Source organism: Sphingomonas hankookensis, assembly GCF_001619955.1.
Taxonomy (GTDB): domain Bacteria; phylum Pseudomonadota; class Alphaproteobacteria; order Sphingomonadales; family Sphingomonadaceae; genus Sphingomonas; species Sphingomonas hankookensis_A.
Map to the genome: position 1 here is coordinate 66539 of NZ_LQQO01000007.1, position 17157 is coordinate 83695.

General features: G+C 69.6%; 15 protein-coding genes. 7 read left to right on the top strand and 8 right to left on the bottom strand.

From position 1 onward, the window contains the following. The first annotated feature begins 157 nt into the window (after positions 1 to 157). The 6 genes from AVT10_RS05705 to AVT10_RS05730 all read left to right on the top strand — a co-directional run bounded on the left by AVT10_RS05705 (position 158) and on the right by AVT10_RS05730 (position 7518). Complete coding sequence (locus AVT10_RS05705; protein ID WP_066689280.1) at positions 158 to 1318, top strand: acyl-CoA dehydrogenase family protein; 1161 nt, start codon at positions 158 to 160, stop codon at positions 1316 to 1318. Then, complete coding sequence (locus tag AVT10_RS05710; protein ID WP_066689282.1) at positions 1315 to 2910, top strand: carboxyl transferase domain-containing protein; 1596 nt, start codon at positions 1315 to 1317, stop codon at positions 2908 to 2910. Before AVT10_RS05705 ends, AVT10_RS05710 begins: the two co-directional genes overlap by 4 nt. A gap of 445 nt (positions 2911 to 3355) precedes the next feature. Continuing rightward, positions 3356 to 4264: a DUF3088 domain-containing protein gene (locus AVT10_RS18710; RefSeq protein ID WP_232307890.1), complete on the top strand. Its 909-nt coding sequence runs from the start codon at positions 3356 to 3358 to the stop codon at positions 4262 to 4264. Between the two features lie 112 nt (positions 4265 to 4376). Continuing rightward, complete coding sequence (locus AVT10_RS05720) at positions 4377 to 6236, top strand: acetyl/propionyl/methylcrotonyl-CoA carboxylase subunit alpha (protein WP_066689284.1); 1860 nt, start codon at positions 4377 to 4379, stop codon at positions 6234 to 6236. Then, entirely contained in the window at positions 6233 to 6682 is a 450-nt protein-coding gene (locus AVT10_RS05725) for a MaoC family dehydratase (RefSeq protein ID WP_066689285.1), read from the top strand. The genes AVT10_RS05720 and AVT10_RS05725 overlap by 4 nt, the downstream gene beginning before the upstream one ends. After that, positions 6679 to 7518: an HpcH/HpaI aldolase/citrate lyase family protein gene (locus AVT10_RS05730; RefSeq protein ID WP_066689286.1), complete on the top strand. Its 840-nt coding sequence runs from the start codon at positions 6679 to 6681 to the stop codon at positions 7516 to 7518. The genes AVT10_RS05725 and AVT10_RS05730 overlap by 4 nt, the downstream gene beginning before the upstream one ends. 136 nt (positions 7519 to 7654) lie before the next feature. Here AVT10_RS05730 and AVT10_RS05735 read toward each other — a convergent pair whose 3' ends face one another. The 8 genes from AVT10_RS05735 to AVT10_RS05770 form a co-directional block, all read right to left on the bottom strand. After that, a complete protein-coding gene (locus AVT10_RS05735; RefSeq protein WP_066689287.1) occupies positions 7655 to 8323 on the bottom strand; it encodes a hypothetical protein in 669 nt (222 codons plus the stop codon). Positions 8324 to 8421: 98 nt separating this feature from the next. Then, positions 8422 to 10191: a sensor domain-containing diguanylate cyclase gene (locus AVT10_RS05740; RefSeq protein ID WP_066689288.1), complete on the bottom strand. Its 1770-nt coding sequence runs from the start codon at positions 10189 to 10191 to the stop codon at positions 8422 to 8424. Positions 10192 to 10238: 47 nt separating this feature from the next. Continuing rightward, positions 10239 to 11105 (bottom strand): RDD family protein, encoded by an 867-nt coding sequence (locus AVT10_RS05745; protein WP_066689290.1) that lies wholly within the window; start codon positions 11103 to 11105, stop codon positions 10239 to 10241. A 22-nt stretch (positions 11106 to 11127) separates the two neighbouring features. Beyond that, positions 11128 to 12120: a stage II sporulation protein M gene (locus AVT10_RS05750; RefSeq protein ID WP_066689291.1), complete on the bottom strand. Its 993-nt coding sequence runs from the start codon at positions 12118 to 12120 to the stop codon at positions 11128 to 11130. After that, a complete protein-coding gene (locus AVT10_RS05755) occupies positions 12117 to 13349 on the bottom strand; it encodes a DUF58 domain-containing protein (RefSeq protein ID WP_066689293.1) in 1233 nt (410 codons plus the stop codon). The genes AVT10_RS05750 and AVT10_RS05755 overlap by 4 nt, the downstream gene beginning before the upstream one ends. Beyond that, complete coding sequence (locus AVT10_RS05760) at positions 13346 to 14302, bottom strand: AAA family ATPase (protein ID WP_066689295.1); 957 nt, start codon at positions 14300 to 14302, stop codon at positions 13346 to 13348. Before AVT10_RS05760 ends, AVT10_RS05755 begins: the two co-directional genes overlap by 4 nt. Next, positions 14299 to 15525, bottom strand: coding sequence for a hypothetical protein (locus AVT10_RS05765; protein ID WP_066689299.1), 1227 nt, complete (start codon positions 15523 to 15525; stop codon positions 14299 to 14301). Before AVT10_RS05765 ends, AVT10_RS05760 begins: the two co-directional genes overlap by 4 nt. Then, positions 15522 to 16199 carry a DUF4129 domain-containing protein gene (locus AVT10_RS05770; RefSeq protein WP_232307891.1) on the bottom strand — a complete coding sequence of 226 codons (678 nt, stop codon included), beginning with the start codon at positions 16197 to 16199 and terminating at the stop codon, positions 15522 to 15524. Before AVT10_RS05770 ends, AVT10_RS05765 begins: the two co-directional genes overlap by 4 nt. 126 nt (positions 16200 to 16325) lie before the next feature. Here AVT10_RS05770 and AVT10_RS05775 point away from each other — a divergent pair, with 126 nt between their 5' ends. Then, positions 16326 to 17147: a hypothetical protein gene (locus AVT10_RS05775; protein WP_066689305.1), complete on the top strand. Its 822-nt coding sequence runs from the start codon at positions 16326 to 16328 to the stop codon at positions 17145 to 17147. Positions 17148 to 17157 lie beyond the last annotated feature (10 nt).

The window sequence follows — 17157 nt, forward strand, 5'->3', positions numbered from 1 at the left end:
CTGGATCCCCGCCTGCGCGGGGATACGGAATGGAGGGCTGGCCGCCGGTCTTACCTTGCTTCCGGGCTGACGATGCGATGCTTGCGTTGACCAGGCCTGCCGGCCTAATAGTAACGACAGATACGATCCGGCGGAGACCGGACCATTGGAGAGAGACATGCTCGATTTCGCGCTCGGCGAGATGGCCGATGCCATTCGCGAGACCACGCAGCGCTTCGCGACGGACCGCATCGCACCCGTAGCGGCGGCGGTCGATGCGGAGGATCGCTTCCCTATCGAGCTATGGCCCGAAATGGGCGCGCTCGGCCTGCACGGCATCACCGTCAGCGAAGAGGATGGCGGCCTCGGCCTCGGCTATCTCGAACATGTCGTCGCCTGCGAGGAAGTGGCGCGCGCCTCCGCCTCGGTTGGCCTGTCCTATGGCGCCCACTCCAACCTCTGCGTCAACCAGATCGCGCGCTGGGGCAATGCGGAGCAGAAGGCCAAATACCTGCCCAGGCTGATCAGCGGCGAGCATGTCGGCTCGCTGGCCATGTCCGAAGCCGGCGCCGGCTCGGACGTCGTCTCGATGAAGCTGCGCGCCGACAAGGTCGATGGCGGCTGGCGCCTGAACGGCACCAAATTCTGGATCACCAACGCGCCCTATGCCGCGACCCTGGTCGTCTATGCCAAGACCCAGCCCGATGCCGGATCGAAGGGGATCACCGCCTTCCTGATCGAGAAGGACTTCGCCGGTTTTTCGATCGGCCAGAAGATCGACAAGATGGGCATGCGCGGCTCGCCCACCGCTGAACTGGTCTTCAACGACTGTTTCGTGCCGGACGACAACGTCATGGGGCCGCTCAACGGCGGCGTCGGCGTACTGATGTCGGGTCTCGATTACGAACGCGTCGTGCTGTCGGGCATTCAGCTCGGGATCATGCAGGCGTGCCTCGACACCGTCCTGCCCTATGTCGCGGAGCGCAAGCAGTTCGGCAAACCGATCGGTGCGTTCCAGCTGATGCAGGGCAAGATCGCCGACATGTCGGTCGCGCTCAACTCCGCCCGCGCCTATGTCTATGCCGTGGCGCGCGCCTGCGACGCCGGCCGTACCACCCGCCACGATGCGGCGGGCGCGATCCTGCTGGCGTCCGAAAATGCGGTAAAGGTCGCCAACGACGCGATCCAGGCGCTGGGCGGCGCGGGCTATACCCGCGACTGGCCGGTCGAACGCTATTTCCGCGATGCGAAGCTGCTCGACATCGGTGCCGGGACCAACGAAGTTCGCCGGATGCTGATCGGTCGCGAATTGCTGGGCGAGGGGACGCGCGCACAATGACGGTGCTGCCGAGCCTGATCGATCGCGGATCGGATGCCTTCGCCGCCAACGCCGCGCATAACGAAGCGCTCGCCGACGAACTGCGCGCCCGCATTGCCACGACGGCGCTGGGCGGACCGGAACGCAGCCGCGAACGCCATGTTTCCCGCGGGAAACTGCTGCCGCGCGACCGCATCCACCGTGTCCTCGACGCCGGCTCGCCGTTCCTCGAAATCGGCGCGCTGGCGGCTACGGACATGTATGGCGACGAAGCGGCGGCGGCGGGTGTCATCGCCGGCATCGGTCAGGTCCATGGCCGGCAGGTGATGATCGTCGCCAACGATCCGACCGTGAAGGGCGGCGCGTATTTCCCGATGACGGTCAAGAAGCATCTCCGCGCACAGGAGATCGCGACCGAAAACCATCTGCCGTGCATCTATCTGGTCGACAGCGGCGGCGCGAACCTGCCGCATCAGGCGGAGGTCTTTCCCGACCGCGACCATTTCGGCCGCATCTTCTTCAACCAGGCGCAGATGTCGGCGAAGGGCATTCCCCAGATCGCCTGCGTGCTCGGCAGTTGCACCGCCGGCGGCGCGTACGTGCCGGCCATGTCCGACGAGACGGTGATCGTCCGCAATCAGGGCACGATCTTCCTCGCCGGCCCGCCCCTCGTCAAGGCCGCGACCGGCGAAGTCATCAGCGCCGAGGAACTGGGCGGGGCCGACACCCATGGCCGCAAGTCGGGCGTGGTCGATCATGTCGCGGAGGATGACGAACAGGCGCTGCTGATCGTCCGTGACATCGTGGCGACCCTGCCGCCGCCGCGCCGCGCCGAGATCGCAGTGGCGGAACCTCGCGCCCCGCTGCACGACCCCGCCGATCTTGCCGGCATCATCCCCACCGACGTCCGCGCGCCCTATGACGTGCGCGAGGTGATCGCCCGGCTGGTCGACGGATCGGAGCTGCACGAATTCAAGCCGCTCTACGGCACGACGCTCGTCTGCGGTTTCGCCCGTATCTGGGGGATGCCGGTCGCGATCCTTGCCAACAACGGCGTGCTGTTCTCCGAAAGCGCGCAAAAGGGCGCGCATTTCATCGAACTAGCCTGCCAGCGCCGCGTGCCGCTGCTGTTCCTCCAGAACATCTCCGGCTTCATGGTCGGCGGCAAGTACGAGGCGGAGGGGATCGCCAAGCACGGCGCGAAGCTGGTCACCGCCGTCGCCACCGCGCAGGTGCCCAAGCTCACGGTGCTGATCGGCGGCAGCTTTGGTGCCGGCAATTACGGCATGTGCGGCCGCGCCTATTCGCCGCGCTTCCTGTTCACCTGGCCGAACAGCCGCATCTCGGTGATGGGCGGCGAACAGGCGGCGAGCGTGCTGGCGACCGTCCACCGCGACGCCGACCACTGGACGCCGGAGGAGGCCGAAGCGTTCAAGGCCCCGGTGCGCGACCGTTACGAGGCGGAGGGCAGCCCCTATTACGCCACCGCGCGGCTATGGGACGACGGCGTGATCCTGCCGGAACAGACCCGCGACGTACTGGGCCTCGCTTTGTCGGCGACACTCAACGCACCGATCGCCGACCGCGCACAGTTCGGCATCTTCCGGATGTGATGGCGGCCCTCCGCGCACCCCGCCCGTATCCCTACGGCCCCCCGTATCCCCGCGCAGGCGGGGATCCAGAGCCACGAACGCCGGCCGTGGTGGCTGATAACCCTGGACCCCCGCCTGCGCGGGGGTACGCGGTCGCGTGGGGCGGAGCCTTACCCAGCAAACTGGACGTACCCCGACGCAGGCCGGGGCCCAGTCGGGCGACGCTGCCGCATAACCGCACCCGGCCCACAACCGGACCCCGGCCTTCGCGAGACTGCTGCGAAAGTCTTGCTCGTACCCGAAAACGCAACCGTACCCCCGCGCAGGCGGGGGTCCAGGGCCAGGCAAAACTGGGGCTTGCGTGTGTGGCTCTAGATCTCCGCCTGCGCGGGGATACGGTGAAGCGGACTTTCGCAGACGTCCTGCCTTGGCCGGGGTACGGCGACTGCCGTGAGGGGCTGACGGCATGACCACCATCCCCAGCCTCCCTCCCATCCGCCCGCCCGGCCCGCACGACGTCACCGTCACCCCCGGCAAACCACAGCCCCCCGCGACCTCCACCACCCCCACGACCGCGCTCGGCATCGACACCGTCGCCTATGACGCGATCGTGGCGATGGTCACCCGCGCCATCGCCAGCCTGCCGCCGGGCCTGGCGCTGTCGAGCTTCATCGCCACCGTCGCCCGCGTGACGGCGGAGGTGGAGGCGCAGGTCGCCGCGAACCCGCCGGCCGACGGGCAGGGGATGGCCCCGACCGCAACCCCGGCGCAGGGTGCCACGACGCCGCTCCCCGAAGCGGTCGCGCGGGCGCTCGCCGCCGCCTTCGCCGCCGACCCGGCCACCGCGCGCGCCGCCATCACCGATCCGCTGCAACCCCCGCCCGCCACCCCGGCGGAGGTCAGCGCCCGCGACCTCGCGCTCGCCGCCGCCGCCCTGATGGGCGCGCGCGTCGACCCCGACCGCCCGATCCCGACCACCGACCCCCGCGCGACCGATCCCGACCGCGACCCGACCCTGATGGAACAGCCCATGCGCGACCGCCTCTATCTGCTCGAAGCGAGCTTTACCGACCCGGCCTATCCCGACCGGACCTTCTACTGCCGCGACTGCATCACCATCGACGGCCTGCTGGCACGTTTTCCGGACAAGGCGACGATGCTGGACGTCATCCGCATCCCCTATCCCCGCCCGCGCGACGCGGTGATCGCGGTCGTGGGAGAGGCGCACCAGAACCTGCCGCTGCTGGTCCTCGCCCCCAATGCCGATCCGGCCCTCGCCGACGGACGGCATGACGGCACCTGGTTCGTCAGCGATCTGAAAGCGTTGCTCCACGCGCTGCACGTCCGTCACGGCTTTCCGGAGGCGCATCCATGACCCTTTCCTACAACGCCCGCCCGACCTATCCTGTCCCGCCCGCCGGGCGCCGCGCCGACGCCCCCGAAAAAGCATCGCTATGCGGCACCTTCGCCACCTTCGGAGCGGCGCGATGATCGAATCGCTGCTGATCGCCAACCGGGGCGAGATCGCCCGCCGCATCCTCCGCACCGCCCGCCGGCTGGGGGTGCGCACCATCGCCGTCCATAGCGACGTCGATGCCGGCCTGCCCTTCGTCGCCGAAGCCGACCAGGCCGTCTGCATCGGCCCGGCCCCGGCGCGCGAAAGCTATCTCGACCAGGCGAAAATCCTCGCCGCCGCCCGCGCGACCGGCGCCGCCGCGATCCATCCCGGCTATGGCTTCCTGTCCGAAAATGCCGAGTTCGCCGAAGCGGTCGTCGCCGCCGGCCTCGTCTGGGTCGGTGCGCCCGCCGCCGCGATCCGCGCGATGGGCCTGAAGGACGCGGCCAAGGCTCGGATGATCGCCGCCGGCGTGCCGGTCACCCCCGGCTATCTCGGCGAGGACCAGTCGCCCGAGCGCCTGCGTGCCGAGGCCGACGCGATCGGCTATCCGGTCCTTATCAAGGCGGTGGCCGGCGGCGGGGGCAAGGGGATGCGCCGCGTCGACGACGCGTCCGCCTTCGCCGACGCCCTTGACAGCTGCCGCCGCGAAGCCGCTGCATCGTTCGGCGACGACCGCGTGCTGATCGAGAAATACATCCTGTCGCCCCGCCATATCGAGGTGCAGGTCTTCGGCGACACCCATGGCAATGCGGTCCATCTGTTCGAACGCGACTGCTCGCTGCAACGCCGCCACCAGAAGGTGATCGAGGAAGCGCCGGCCCCCGGCATGGACGCGGAAACCCGCGCCTCGGTCTGCGACGCCGCCGTCCGCGCCGCCCGCGCGGTCGACTATGCCGGGGCGGGCACGATCGAATTCATCGCCGATGCCTCGGATGGCCTGCGCGCCGACCGCATCTGGTTCATGGAAATGAACACGCGGCTGCAGGTCGAACATCCCGTGACCGAGGCGATTACCGGCACCGACCTCGTCGAATGGCAGCTCCGCGTCGCGTCCGGCGAGCCTCTGCCCAAACGGCAGGACGAACTGTCGATCACCGGCTGGGCGATGGAGGCGCGGCTCTATGCCGAGAACCCGGCGACCGGCTTCCTGCCCTCGACCGGACCGCTGACCCACCTGCATCTCCCCACCGACATCCGCGTCGATGCCGGCGTGCGGCAGGGGGATGCGGTGACGCCGCATTACGACCCGATGATCGCCAAGTTGATCGTCCATGCCCCCAACCGCGCCGCCGCCGCCGCGAAGCTCGCCGCCGCAGCCGCATCGGTCCAGGTCTGGCCGGTCCGCACCAACGCCGCCTTCCTCGCCCGCTGTGCCGGCGACCCCGATTTCGTGGGGCAGCGGATCGATACCGGCTTCATCGAACGCCATGCCGACCGGCTGGTCCCCGACGGCCACGTGTCCGACGCCGCCGTCGGAGCTGCCGCTGCGGTGCTGGTACGGGCGGACCCGACCGACCCATGGCGCGCGCTGACTGGCTTCCGCCTCAACGCCGCGCCCGACGATCGCGTCGCGGTCAGCATCGGTGGCGCCACCCGCATCGCCACGCCCGTTACCGGCGGCACCGTCGCACAGCTCGGCCGTGAGCGCGTCCTGTTCGCCGATGGCGAGGCCTTTCCCTTCGCCGCGCCGGTCGCGGGGCAGGGCGGTGGCGCCTCGGCCGGCGACGGCGCGATCCTCTCGCCCATGCCCGGCCGCATCGTCGCGGTCGAGGTCGCGGCGGGTGACCGCGTCACCGCCGGGCAGCGGCTGGTGGTGCTGGAGGCGATGAAGATGGAACAGGCGTTGCTCAGCCCGTTCGACGGTATGGTCGCCGACCTGTCCGCCGCGCCGGGCGCACAGGTCGCCGAAGGGGTGCTGCTTGCCCGCATCGAAAAGGACGCCGCATGACCGGACGCTTCTACGACGACTGGCAGATCGGCGACCGGATCGAACACCCGATCCGCCGCACCGTGACCGAGACCGACAATCTGCTGTTCTCTACCATGACCCACAACCCGCAGCCGCTGCATATCGATGCGGAGGCGGCAAGGGCGTCGGAATTCGGCCAGATCCTCGTCAACGGGACCTTCACCTTCGCGCTGATGATCGGGCTGTCGGTGGGGGAAACGACGCTCGGCACGCTGGTCGCGAACCTCGGCTACGACCAGCTGGTGATGCCCAAGCCGGTGTTCCTTGGCGACACGCTGCGCGCCACGACCGAGGTGACCGCGCTCAAGGACAGCCGCTCGCGTCCCGATGCCGGGATCGTCACCTTCACCCACGAACTGCACAGCCAGCGCGGCGAGGTCGTCTGCCGCTGCCTGCGCACCGCGCTGTTGAAGCGGCGCCCATGAGGCTCCGCTCGCTGCTGTTCGTCCCCGGCGACCGGGCGGATCGCTTCGCCAAGGCGGCGGGAAGCGGCGCCGACGCGCTGATCCTCGACCTCGAGGATGCGGTCGCCGCCTCTGCTAAGGACACCGCCCGCACTGCCGTTCGCGACTGGCTGGCAGAGGAGGCATCGCTCCCGCGCATCGTCCGGATCAACCCGGTCGACGGGCCGCTCGCGCTCGCCGATCTCGACGCGCTGGCCGGCACCCGCCCGGATGCGATCATGGTGCCCAAGGCGGAAGGGCAGGCGACCATCACCGCGCTCGACCCGCTGCTCGCCGCGCGCGGACTGGCCGAGGTGCCGCTGCTGCCGATCGCGACCGAAACCCCGGCGGCGATCTTTCAGCTCGGCAGCTATGCCGCGGTCGCCCACCGGCTGCTGGGCATCACCTGGGGCGCGGAGGATCTGCCCGCCGCCATCGGTGCAACGACCTCGCGCGAGGCGGATGGCCGCTACACCGCGCCCTATGAACTCGCCCGCTCGCTCACCCTGTTCGGCGCGCTTGCCGCCGGGGTCGCCGCGATCGACACCGTCTATCCCGCGATCCGCGACGAAGCGGGCCTCGCCGCCTATGCCGCCCGCGCCGCCCGCGACGGGTTCACGGCCATGATGGCGCTGCACCCGGCACAGGTCGCGGCGATCAACGCCGCCTTCACCCCCTCGGCCGAGGCGGTCGAGCGCGCTCAGGTGATCGTCGATGCCTTCGCCGCGAACCCGGAGGCCGGGGTGCTGCAAGTCGATGGCCGCATGGTCGACGCCCCCCATCTGAAGCAGGCGCGCAGGGTGCTGGCCCGACGCTAAATTCTCCCCGGCACGGGGAGGGGGACCGTGCGCAGCATGGTGGAGGGGGCTGTCAGCGGACGACGCGGTTACGTTGTGAAGGCGAACCCCGTCGAACATCGCCCCCGGCCACGGCTCCCCGAAAGGGGAAGCGACCTTACTCCACCGGCGGGCTGGGTGGCGGGGCGGCCAGCTTGCGCAGCGCCGCCGTCCGCTCGCGTTCGACCGCCGCCCGGTCGGCGGCCAGCCGCTTGCGCACCGCCAGATAATGCAGCGCCGCGCGGCGATCCTCCTCTGACGTCAGCGTCGCCGGCACCTGCTGCGCGGCTTCCTCCAGCGCGGCGGGCGTCGGCACCGGGGTGGCGGGGGGCAGGCCGCCATGGCCCTGCGACGCGATATCGTACCAATGCGCCGCGGCTTGCGAGAAACCGGGCAGCGTCTCCGCCACCGCGTCGAACTGCTCTACCGCCATCGCGTGGCGCACCAGTTCCGCCTCGATCGGGATCAGCGCGCGTTCGGCCAGCAGCATCCGCAGCATCGCCGCGTCGCGGTCGAACCGGCTCCACGCGGCATGGTTGAAGGCATGCTGGCTGCGCTGCAGGGTCAGCGCGCGCAGCACATCGGCGCGGTCGGGCTGCCGCCAGAGCCAGGCGATGCCCTGCACCGCGAACCAGCCCCACGCCACCAGCGCGAACCCGGCCAGCGCCAGCAGCAGAATGCGCCAACCGGGCAGTCCGGCCGATCCCGCCGCGATGCCGACCACGACGGCGGCGAGCACCGCCGCGGCCAGCCCCAGTCGCGGGTCGCGATACCATGTCTCGCGCAAAGCAGCCCCTCCACAGTCACCGATAGCCGCCGACCCTAGCACCGATCGCGCACCGGTCGACACCGCCAATCGCCGCCAGGCGTGCCGCGATGGGAAGGTCAGGCCGCCAGCCGCAGCCGGTCGCGCCCTTCGGCCTTGGCTCCGTACAGCGCGGTATCCGCCGCGCGCAGCACCGCCGCTGCACCGCCCATGCCGTCGATCGGCGCGATGCCTGCGCTGACCGTCAGCTCGACGATCGCCACTCCGTGGCGCAGCTTGGTCGCCGCCAGCGTCGTGCGCAGCCGTTCGGACAGGCAATGCGCCTGTTCGATGCCGGTGCCGGGGAACAGGATGCCGAACTCCTCGCCGCCCAGCCGGGCGACGACGTCACCGTCGCGCATCACCCCGCGCGCGATCCGGGCGAATGCCTGTAGCACATGGTCGCCGGCGTCATGGCCGTGCCGGTCGTTGACCGCCTTGAAATGGTCGATGTCGAACACCGCGACGCAGCCGGCGATTCCCCCTTGCGCGGCGATTTCGATCCGCTGCGCCAGCGCCGCATCGAACACCCGGCGATTGGCCAGGCCGGTCAACGGGTCGGTCGACGCCGCGCGCGACAGTTCGGCCTCCAGCGTCTTGCGATGCGACACGTCGCGGATCATCGACACGGTGCCGGTCACCCGGCCGTCATCGTCCTGCACCGCGCGGGTATGCGATTCGAACCAGCGCAGCGCGCCATTGGTCACCCGCGCCCGATATTCGACGATCTGCGTGCCCTGAACATCGGTCAGCGCGTCGCGATGCGACACCAGCACCAGGTCGCGATCGACCGGATGTACCATCTCCAGCGCGCGGCGCCCGTGCAGTTGCGCCGGGTTGCGCCCGACAATCTGTTCGATCGACGGGGAGAGGTAGGTGATGCGCCCGCCCCGATCGATGCCCAGCACGATATCGGTCGAATGGTCGGCCAGCAGGCGATAGCGCGCCTCGCTTTCGCGCAACCGGCGGTACAGTGCCTGTCGCCGGCTGAGGTCGGCGGCGACCGGAAAGGTCGTCAGTACGGTGCAGGCGAGATAGAATTGGAGGAACTCCATCCGCCCCTGCAGGTCGCCGCCGATGAAGCTGGTCGGCCCCATGCCGTGCAGCGTCGCATAGCTGCCGATCACCGCCAGCACGATCGCCGACGCCGCCGCCCCGGGCAATCCCAGGCGGAAGGTGGTGAGCATCACCGGCAGCGCGGGCAGGAACAGCAGCGGCCGTTCGTTCTGAAAGAACACCGCCACCGCCACTGCCGCCGTCGCGCTGATCAGCACCGTCGCCTCGATCCGCAACTGCCGGCTGGCATCGCGCCACCGCCGTTCGATCGCACCGCTCAGGATCAGCGACAGCACCGGCGTCAGCGTGATCATGCTCAGGCTGTGGCCGACGAACCAGATGCGCCATTGCCGGTCGAACGGCAGGCCGAATTTCAGCGCGGCGACGGTGGCGGCGACGGTCGCGCCCAGCGCCGGGGCGACGATACCGACCGATGCGACGAACCGCCCGATCCGGTCGAGCGACCCGAAATAGCCGCGCCGTCCGCGCAACTTGCGGAACAGCCATGCCGCCAGGCCGACCTCGCCAACCTTCGCGATCGCCATCGGCGCCGCCGCCAGCGGGCCGAAGCCGAACAGCGACGTCGCGGCCATGCTGCCGATCGTTCCGCCGATCAGGATCGCGGTCCAGTCGCGCCGCGGTCGCGCGATCAGCAGTGCCAGCGCGAACGGCGTAGCGGGCGCCAGGCTGGCAAGGCCGCCTTGATGATTGGACAGGATCGTCAACGACGAAAAGACGAAATAGGCCAGCGCCGTCGCCAGTCCGATCCGTTGCCTGTTCGTCGTCATCCCCATGGCGTCTCCATGGCGCGGGACCCGTTAACGCCTAGTATAACCTAAGTCTAACTCGCTTCAATCCGGTCGTATTTGTCGCGCTTGCGCTGTCCGAACAGCAATTTTCGTTCAAGATGATGGCGCAGCGCGCCGTAATAGGCCTCGAGAAAGGCATGGTCATAGCCTTCCTCCTGCCGGCCCAGCTTGCGACGGATCGCGGTGGCCACGGCATACAGGTCGGCGCGGTCGTTGCGGCGCAGCACCTCTTCCAGTCGCTGCAGTTCGAACGCGCCATAGGTGTCCAGCTCGGCGGCGGTGAACGGCGCGATGCGGGCGCGGTCCTGTTCATGCGCGGTCTGCACCAGCAAATCCTCGCCCAGCTTGCGCGTCTCCCGCTCGACGACCCAGGTGCCGCCGATCAGGTCGCCGCCGCGCAGCCGGTCGCGATTGAACAGCGGCAGGAACAGCAGGATCGACGACCATCCGAGTGCCAGCGTCGCGGTCCACGCCGTCGCCATCCCTTCGGCAAAGGCGAAGGCGAGGAAGATCAGCGGCAGGAATATCTCGATCTCGCGCATCAGGTTGCGCGCCAGCACCGCCGATCCGGTCAGCCGCCCGCCATCCCGCGACACCACGCGCAGCTTCATCAGCCTCTTGCCCGGCGTCGCGGCGCGCTTGCCCGCCTCGAACAGCACGAAGTAGAAATTGCGCAGCAGGAAGAACCCCAGCAGCCACACCACCGCATACATCGACGCAGCACCCCTCGGTCCCCCGATCGCCAGCGCCAGGATCAGCAGCGACGCGCCGATCAGCGCCGCCAGCATGATGATCGCATCGATCACGAAGGCACCGGCACGCGCACCCGCCGACCCCAGCCGCAGGTTCAGCGGGACCCCCTCGGGCGTGACCAGCTGCCGTTCCAGCGTGCGCGGCATGCGCGGCCGGCGGGGCTTTCGCTCACGCCTTGCCACGACGGCCCCCGACGGTGAAATAGAGCGTCCACAGCGCCAGCATGAACCCGCCCACCGCCAGCCGCGCGCTGTCGTCGATGACCAGCTGCCGGGCGAACCCCTCCAGCAGTCCGGCGACCAGCAGCATCAGGATGACGCCGATCATCACCACCGCCCCGCGCCGCCCGGCGTCGGCAGCAGCCGCCATGCGGGTACGTTCGCCGGGAAAGGCGATGGCGCGGCCGATATGCAACCCCGCGGCCGCGGCGATGGCAATCGCGCCGATCTCGGTCGTGCCGTGGATCATCAGCCACGCGAACAGGCCCCAGCCCAGCCCGTGCGGCACGAACGCCGCGAACATCGCACCCGCCATCGCCCCGTTCTGCACCGACAGGATGATGGTCGGAATGCCGAACAGGAAGCCCAGCGCGAAGGCCATGATCGCGACCTGGGAATTGTGGGTGAAGAGCGACGTGGCGAAAACGTGCAGCCCGCCCTGGGTCGGCGGCGAATAGAGCGAGGCGCGCAGCGTCGCGGCGCTCGCATTCATGTCGCGTCCGCTCGCCAGTTCGGGCGAGATCATCGCCGAATACCATGCCGGATCGCTGCGGACGAGGTGATAGGCGGCGAACGCGCTCAGGATCAGCAGCGCGGTCGACAGCAGCAGTTCGGGCGCGATCGCCCGCACCGCGCGCGGCCAGCCGCTGACGAAGAACGCCTTCACCTGCTGCCACCACGGCTCGCGCGCCGAATAGAGCGCGAAATAGGCCCGCGTCGACAGCGCCTCCAGATAGCCGACCAGCGACGCGTCGAGCGACGTCGCCCGCGCGATCGACAGCGCCGACAGGGTCGCGCGGTACAGGCGGGGCAGGTCGACCAGATCCTCGTCCGACAGGCGGCGCGGCGATTTCTTTTCCAGCTGGTCGAGTAGCGCTTCCAGCCGTGCCCAGTCGCCCTCGCGTTCGGCGCGGAAATGGTGCGTGGCGAAGGTGACGGTCATCGGCCGCGCTCCCGGTGGTTCAGATAGCGTTCGACCAGGGCGAGCGGCATGGCGTCCGCCGTCGCCTCGATCACGTCGATCCCCATCCGCCGCAGCCGTTCGACCACGATCGCCCGGTCGCGCAGCAGCAGGTGCGCGACATGGGCGCGGACAAGATCGTCGGCATGGCCCGGCTCGGCATCGCGCAATCCCTCCAGCTCGACATCACGGAACAGCACGAACAGGACGCGGTGCCGCTTCAGCATCCGCTGCGCGGCGGCGAGCAGCAGTTCGGCGCTGGTCGTGTCGGTAAATTCGGTGAAGATCACCACCAAAGCGCGCCGGTCGAGCTTCTGGTCGAGCGTGACGAGGCCGAGCGTATAGTTGCTCTCCTCCGCGCCGTAATCGATATCGGCGGCGGCGTGGTGCAGCCGGGCGAAGCCGCGCGTGCCCCCGCCGATGCTGCCGCTGTCGACCTGCGGCCGCGCGCCGAACGAATAGAGCCGCACCCGGTCGCCGGACTTTAGAGCCACGAACGCCGCCAGCAGGGCCGAGGACACCGCGCGGTCGATGCGCGGGATATCGCCGACCGGATCGGTCATCGCCCGCCCGGCATCGATGGCGAACGCGATCATATTGTCGCGTTCGGTATGGAATTCGCGCGCCAGCAGCGATGCATGGCGGGCCGATGCCTTCCAGTCGATCGCGCGGCGTTCCATGCCGGCCTCGAAATCGGTCAGCACCTGGAAGTCCTGCCCGTCGCCATGGTCGCGGCGCAGCCGGTTCCCGACGCTCAGGCTGTTGAGATATTGCCGCATTCCCTGGTCGCGAACCGGGCGGATGTCGGGCAATATCGGAATATCGCGATCGGCGCGGCCGGTCGCCTGTCGCCATGCCAGCCCCATCGGCCCCGCGCGCCGCGCCCAGAGCCGCCGCAGCCGCGCCTTGCCGCGTCGCTCGGCACGAAAGCTGCCCGGGGCGGTCCGCTTGATCGGCCCGTCGAAGTCGGCGGCCATGTCGGCATTGCCGAGCGTGAAGCGCTCGCCGATGTTCAGCGTCGCGGGCAGCCCCTCCGGCATCGCCAGCACCGGCTTCTTCGCCAGCAGCGCATCGGCGACGATCAGCGCCAGCACGCCCGCGATCCATAACGGCGCCGCGATCCACGCCGCCGGGGCCAGCACGCCCAGCGCCAGCCCGACCGGCGCGGCGAGCGCGGTCAGCTGGATGGCACGGGGCGTGGGAACGATCATCGCGGCGCTTCGACCGATGCGATCAGGCTGGCGACGACGTCATCGACCCGTCGTCCGTCGATCTCGGCGCTGGGCGACAGGATCAGCCGGTGGCGCAGCAGGGCGGGGGCCAGTTCCTTCACATCGTCCGGGATCACATAGTCGCGTCCGTCCAATGCCGCGCCCGCCCGCGCCGCCGCCGCCAGCGCCGATGCGGCGCGTGGGGACGCACCCGACGACAGGTCGCCATGCTCGCGGGTCGCGCGGATCAGCCGCACGATATAGTCGATCACCTCGTCGACCAGCCGCACCTGACCCACCGCATCGATCGCGGCGGCGATGGCGCCGCCGTCCGCCACCTGCGCCACGCCTGAATCCTGCGGGGCCGGGGTGCCGGTGCGGCTGCCATATTGGGCGACGATCGCGCGTTCGGCGTCGAGGCTCGGCCAGCCGATCGCGATCTTGAACAGGAACCGGTCGAGCTGCGCCTCGGGCAGCGGGTAGACGCCCTGCTGCTCGATCGGGTTCTGTGTCGCGACGACGGTGAAGCGGTCGGACAGATGCTCGGTCCGCCCGTCGATGGTGATGCGCCGTTCCTGCATCGCTTCCAGCAGGGCCGCCTGCGTCTTGGGCGGGGTGCGGTTGATCTCGTCGGCCAGCAGCAGTTCGCAGAAGACCGGCCCGCGGGTCAGCGCGAAGGTCGAGGTCTGGAAATTGAACAGGTTCGACCCGATAATGTCGCCGGGCATCAGGTCCGGCGTGAACTGGATGCGCCCGAAATCGAGCCCCAGCGTCCGCGCGAAACTTTGCGCCAGCAACGTCTTGGCGGTGCCCGGCGGCCCTTCCAACAGGACGTGACCGGCCGAGAACAGCGCGATGGTCAGCAGCCGGACGGCATCCGCCTGTCCCACGACCGCCTTCGCGATCTCCCGGTCGATCGCCGATCCCAGCGACCGTACCTCGTCGAGCGTCATGCGCCTGTTTCCTTCTTCCATGCGGTCAGGTCCTTCGCCGCCGCCAATGCCTCACTCTCGGTGCGGGCATCGCGCAGGCGACGGTCGAGTTCGGAATAGCCGGGATGCACCCGGTCGAGCCGGTCGGCCGAGGGCGCTTCGCCCGCCAGCAACCGCCGCGACAGCAGCTCCAGCATCATGTCGGCATAGCGCGGCCCGACCAGCGGGGTACGCCCGGCCAGCCGGGTCAGCGCGACGATATTGTCGATCAGCGCGCGCTTGCCTGCGGCTACCGCGCGCCTTTCGCGCAGCGGCGGGCCGAACCGCCCGGCGGCGGCGATCCCCGCCAGCACGGCAGCGGCGATCAGCGCCAGCGTGACGCCCAGGAACGGCGGCAGGAACAGCAATTTGACCAGATTGCGGTCGCCCCGCGTGTAATGCAACGACCGATCGAACAGCGCGCGCCCGTCATGTTCGGGATCGATCGCGCGGAGCATCGCCAGCGCGGCCTTCGCATTGCGCTCGTCGGCCATGGCGCGATTGTTGACCAGATCGGGATCGACCAGCACGAACGTGTCGCTCGACCCGATCTGCCCCAGCACCGCCGCGCCGTCGCGCGCACCGATCAGCGGGGTGATGGTGTCGCCGGCCATCGCGTTCACCCGGCGGTCGGGCAGGGCGAAGGCGCGCAGGCCAGGATATTCCGCCCGCATCACGCCGATGTCGGACCGGTCCTCGGTATGCCATTCCGCCTCGGCCGGGACCAGCTGCTGCAACTTGGCGCCATCGACCTGGCCGGTGCGCTGCACCCGGCCGCCCTGCAACGGCAGCTTTTCGACCTGCCATTTGGGGAGGATGATCAGCGTGGCATAGCGCAGCAGCGGATGCCCCTCTCTTGCAACGAAATCGTCGCCGCCGGTCATCCGCGATGCCAGCGCGATGCGTTGATTGACGATCGCGCGCACATCCTCCGGCCGGGTCGCCTCGGTCGGGGTCAGGATCAGGATCGACGCCGCTGCCGTCGATTCGGTCACGTCCCCCTCGGGCGGCTGCACCGCCTCGACCAGCCGCTGGAACGCATGATAGCCCGCGCCGTCCTTGCGATCCGCCGCCGGTGCCTCTCCGGTCGCGCGCGCGATCTCGTCGCCGAAGCCGGACATCAGGATGGAGGCGAGCAGCAGCAGCGCGCCGCCGATGACCAGGATGACGACCGTCCGCGCGGCAAAGGGGGAGGGCTGGCTCACCGCGCGCCCTTCAGTGCAAAGCCGGCATAGTCTGCCCGCGCGCGCTGCCAGTCGTCGGCGCCCAGCGCCCGCCCGCCGAACAGGCTCCGCTCGACCGCCGCGACGATACCGGCGAACACGCCGCGCGCGTGCGGCGGCAGCGCCTCGGCACGGGCGATGTCGCGGCTGGTATCGGCCGGGCGCACCACGTCGCCGCGCCATGCGACGATGTCGTCGATGCTGCGGAACAGCAGCAGGTGGACCGCCTCGTCGAACCGACCCTCAGCCGCCAGCGCGTCCGCATCCTCCAAGAGCGCGCGCGCGCGGGTTTCGGTCGGTGTCCAGGGGGGCGCTTCCTCCACCACGCGGCGACGGCCGAGCCGTTCGGCGATCCATTCGCGGAGCGACGGCACCAGCGCGAACAGCAGCGCGATTGCGATGACGATGCCGATCACCCACAGGATCACCTGCCAGCCGCCGCCGACCCATTGGACGAAATTGCCGATCGCGCGCAGTACCGGTTCCAGCCATTCGGGCGGCGGATCGCGCGGTTCGGGCAGTTTTTCGGGCAGGTCGAACTGGATCGACCCGTCGGCGCGGATCGTCTTCCACGCGGCATCGACCTTCGCCGAATCGATCGGCGGCACCGATGCGGCGGCCTGGCCCAGTCCGTCCGCCGCTTCAGCCCCCGCCAAACTCCCGTCCCCCTGTCACCGCCGGTGGCATGGCGACGCTTGGAGCAAATCGCCGATTTACATGCAACGCTTTTCCACCCTAACTTTCGGTTAAGGGCCGGGGCGGCTCCGGGGGACCTGCCGGTGATGACGTTTCTATTCCTGCTGTTGCTGCTGCCCCTCCTGTTCCTGGTGGCGGCGATCGTGGGTGCGTTTTTCGAGGCGCGGCGCTCGCCCTATCCCTTTGCGATGGGCCGCGTGATCTCCAACAGCTTCGCGGCGATCGGCGGTGCCCCGCTACCGCTGTTCGCCGCCAGCGCGCTGCTCAATGCGCCCGCGCAACTGCTGATGCCGCTGTTCGCGCCCAACGCCTATGACGCCGACCGGCTGGTCGAGGCCGGGTCGTCGGTCGCGCCGCTGGGGATGCTCGGGCTGCTGCTCTATCCCCCGGTCATGGTGTTCATGGCGGGCCTAGCGGTCGACACGCTGGCGGGGCGACCGGTCGATCCGGCGGCGACGCTGCGCATGGCGTTGCGGCGGTTCCTGCCGGCGCTGGCGATGTTCCTGCTGTTCGGCATCGCGGTATTCGCCGGCATGGTGCTGTTCTTCTTGCCCGCGATCTTCGTGATCCTGACCTGGTTCGTCGTCGTGCCGGTGATGGCGGCCGAAGGGCGGGGCGCGCTCGAATGTTTTTCCCGCAGCAGCCAGCTGATGCGCGGCATGCGCTGGCGGTTGTTGCTGCTGCTCGTCATCGTCGGCCTGTTGTGGCTGGTCGTCAGCCTGCTCGTGCAGGGGCCGATCGTGCTGCTGCTGGGTGCCGGTGGCGGCTGGACCGCTTCGGTGATCCGCGCGGTCTTCGCGACGCTGCTCGGCGTGCTGCCCGCGACCGGCACCGCCGCCGTCTACCACGAAATCCGCACCGCGAAGGAAGGGTCGGGGACCCACGACCTCGAAACCGTCTTCGCGTGACCATGATCGT

Bases quoted from the DNA above. Each gene is read 5' to 3' on its own strand.
- AVT10_RS05725 (WP_066689285.1), top strand. From the start codon at position 6,233: ATGACCGGACGCTTCTACGACGACTGGCAGATCGGCGACCGGATCGAA.
- AVT10_RS05730 (WP_066689286.1), top strand. From the start codon at position 6,679: ATGAGGCTCCGCTCGCTGCTGTTCGTCCCCGGCGACCGGGCGGATCGC.
- AVT10_RS05705 (WP_066689280.1), top strand. From the start codon at position 158: ATGCTCGATTTCGCGCTCGGCGAGATGGCCGATGCCATTCGCGAGACC.
- AVT10_RS05750 (WP_066689291.1), bottom strand. From the start codon at position 12,120: ATGACCGTCACCTTCGCCACGCACCATTTCCGCGCCGAACGCGAGGGC.
- AVT10_RS05775 (WP_066689305.1), top strand. From the start codon at position 16,326: ATGACGTTTCTATTCCTGCTGTTGCTGCTGCCCCTCCTGTTCCTGGTG.
- AVT10_RS05755 (WP_066689293.1), bottom strand. From the start codon at position 13,349: ATGATCGTTCCCACGCCCCGTGCCATCCAGCTGACCGCGCTCGCCGCG.
- AVT10_RS05745 (WP_066689290.1), bottom strand. From the start codon at position 11,105: ATGCCGCGCACGCTGGAACGGCAGCTGGTCACGCCCGAGGGGGTCCCG.
- AVT10_RS05720 (WP_066689284.1), top strand. From the start codon at position 4,377: ATGATCGAATCGCTGCTGATCGCCAACCGGGGCGAGATCGCCCGCCGC.
- AVT10_RS05710 (WP_066689282.1), top strand. From the start codon at position 1,315: ATGACGGTGCTGCCGAGCCTGATCGATCGCGGATCGGATGCCTTCGCC.
- AVT10_RS05740 (WP_066689288.1), bottom strand. From the start codon at position 10,191: ATGGGGATGACGACGAACAGGCAACGGATCGGACTGGCGACGGCGCTG.
- AVT10_RS18710 (WP_232307890.1), top strand. From the start codon at position 3,356: ATGACCACCATCCCCAGCCTCCCTCCCATCCGCCCGCCCGGCCCGCAC.
- AVT10_RS05760 (WP_066689295.1), bottom strand. From the start codon at position 14,302: ATGACGCTCGACGAGGTACGGTCGCTGGGATCGGCGATCGACCGGGAG.